Consider the following 2,671-nt stretch of genomic DNA (forward strand, 5'->3'; position numbering starts at 1 on the left):
TGGAAGCCGAAGCGATCCACATCATGCGCGAGGTGGCGGCGGAGTTTGCCAACCCGGTGATGCTGTACTCGGTGGGCAAGGACTCCTCGGTGCTGCTGCACCTTCTGACCAAGGCGTTTCATCCGGCGCCGCCGCCGATTCCGCTGCTGCACGTGGACACCACCTGGAAGTTCCGCGAAATGATCACCTTCCGCGACCGGCGCGCGAAGGAAACCGGCTCGCGGCTGCTGGTGCACACCAACCCGGACGGCCTGCGCGATGGCGTGGGGCCGTTCACGCATGGCTCGGCGGTGCACACCGACATCATGAAGACCCAGGCGCTCAAGCAGGCGTTGAACAAGTACCGCTTCGACGCGGCCATCGGCGGCGCGCGGCGTGATGAGGAAAAATCGCGTGCCAAGGAGCGCGTGTTCTCGTTCCGCAACGCCCAGCACCGCTGGGACCCGAAGCACCAGCGCCCGGAGCTGTGGCAGCTGTTCAACACCCGCGTGCACAAGGGCGAGAGCGTGCGCGTGTTTCCGCTGTCCAACTGGACCGAGCTGGACATCTGGCTGTACATCTACCGCGAGCAGATCGAGGTGCCCTCGCTGTACCTGGCGGCCGAGCGGCCGGTGGTCGAGCGCGATGGCACGCTGATCATGGTCGATGACGAGCGCCTGCCGCTGGAGCCGGGCGAGCAGCCGCAGATGCGCAAGGTGCGCTTTCGCACCCTGGGCTGCTACCCGCTGACCGGTGCCATCGAGTCCGAGGCCGACACCTTGCCCAAGGTGATCGAGGAAATGCTCACCGCCACCACCTCCGAGCGCCAGGGCCGGGTCATCGACAAGGACGCCGGCGCCTCCATGGAGCAGAAGAAGCAGGAGGGCTATTTCTGATGGCCACCGATACCGCCACGGCCGCCATCGAGGCCTACCTGCGCCAGCACGAGACGCGCGGCCTGCTGCGCTTGATCACCTGCGGCAGCGTCGATGATGGCAAAAGCACCCTGCTGGGCCGGCTGCTGTACGACACCAAGCGCCTGTTCGACGACCAGCTCACGGCACTCAAGGGCGACAGCCAGCGCCATGGCACGCAGAACGGCGAGCTGGACTTCGCCTTGCTGGTCGATGGCCTGTCGGCCGAGCGCGAGCAGGGCATCACCATCGACGTGGCCTACCGCTACTTTGGCACCGAGCGGCGCAGCTTCATCGTCGCCGACTGCCCCGGCCACGAGCAGTACACGCGCAACATGGCCACCGGCGCCTCCACCGCCGAGCTGGCCGTGGTGCTGATCGATGCGCGCAAGGGCGTGCTCACGCAGACGCGCCGGCACAGCTACATCTGTGGCCTGCTGGGCATTGACCATGTGCTGCTGGCGGTCAACAAGATGGACCTGGTCGAGGACGGGCAGGCCACCTTTGCGCGCATCGTCGAGGACTATGCCGCGCTGGCCGCGCAGCTGGGCATCGGCCACGTCACCGCGGTGCCGGTGTCGGCCCTGCGCGGCGACAACATCAGCACGCGCAGTGCGGCCATGCCCTGGTATCAGGGCCCGACGCTGCTGGAACACCTGGAAACGGTGGACGTGACGCCGCCGGCCTCGACCCTGGGCTTTCGCCTGCCGGTGCAGTGGGTCTGTCGTCCCGATCAGTCCTTCCGCGGCTATGCCGGCACGATCGCCGCCGGCCAGGTGAAGCCTGGCGACGAGGTGGTGGTATTGCCCGGTGGGCAGCGCTCGCGCGTGGCGCGGATCGTCAGCGCCGACGGCGACCTGGCGCAGGCGGGCACCGGCCAGGCCATCACCCTGACCCTGGCCGACGAGCGCGACATCAGTCGTGGCGATGTCATCGCCGCCGCCGCGCAGCCGCCGGAGGCGGCCGACCAGTTTGCCGCACACCTGCTGTGGATGGACAGCGCCGCGCTGCTGCCGGGACGGCCGTACTGGCTCAAGCTTGGCACCCGCACCGTCACCGCGCAGGTCACCGAGATCAAGCACAAGGTCGACGTGAACACGCAGGAGCCGCTGGCGGCCAAGCGCCTGGAGCTCAACGAAGTGGGCCTGTGCAACCTGAGCCTGGATCAGAACGTGGCCTTCGAGGCCTACGCCGACTGCCGCGAACTGGGCGGCTTCATCCTGATCGACCGGCAAAGCCACGCCACCGTGGCCGCCGGCACGCTGGACTTTGCCCTGCGCCGGGCCGACAACATCCACTGGCAGGCGCTGGACGTGGACCAGGCGGCACGTGCGCGCATCAAGGGCCAGACCCCGCGCTGCGTGTGGTTTACCGGCCTGTCCGGCTCGGGCAAGTCGACCATCGCCAACCAGGTCGAGCAGCGCCTGCACGCGATGGGCTATCACACCTATCTGCTGGACGGCGACAACGTGCGCCACGGGCTCAACCGGGACCTGGGCTTCACCGAGGAGGACCGGGTCGAGAACATCCGTCGCGTCGCCGAGGTGGCCAAATTGATGACCGATGCCGGGCTGATCGTGCTGGTGTCGTTCATCAGCCCGTTCCGCAGCGAGCGGCGCATGGCACGCGAGCGCTTTGCCGGGGACCAGTTCGTGGAGGTCTACGTCGACACCCCGCTCGAGGTGTGCGAGCAGCGCGACGTGAAGGGCCTGTACGCCAAGGCCCGCGCCGGCGAGCTGAGCAACTTCACCGGCATCGATTCACCGTATGAGCCACCC

The 2,671-nt window shown here is 67.9% G+C and carries 2 protein-coding genes; both read left to right on the forward strand.

Annotated features, from left to right (window positions below):
* On the forward strand, positions 1-875 hold an 875-nt coding region (gene cysD / locus HBF24_RS17125), incomplete at its 5' end, for a sulfate adenylyltransferase subunit CysD (RefSeq protein WP_167175887.1).
* On the forward strand, positions 875-2,671 hold a 1,797-nt coding region (gene cysN / locus HBF24_RS17130), incomplete at its 3' end, for a sulfate adenylyltransferase subunit CysN (RefSeq protein WP_167175890.1). The genes cysD and cysN, both read left to right, overlap by 1 nt.

This window comes from Oleiagrimonas sp. C23AA, from assembly GCF_011759385.1.
Lineage (GTDB): Bacteria > Pseudomonadota > Gammaproteobacteria > Xanthomonadales > Rhodanobacteraceae > Oleiagrimonas.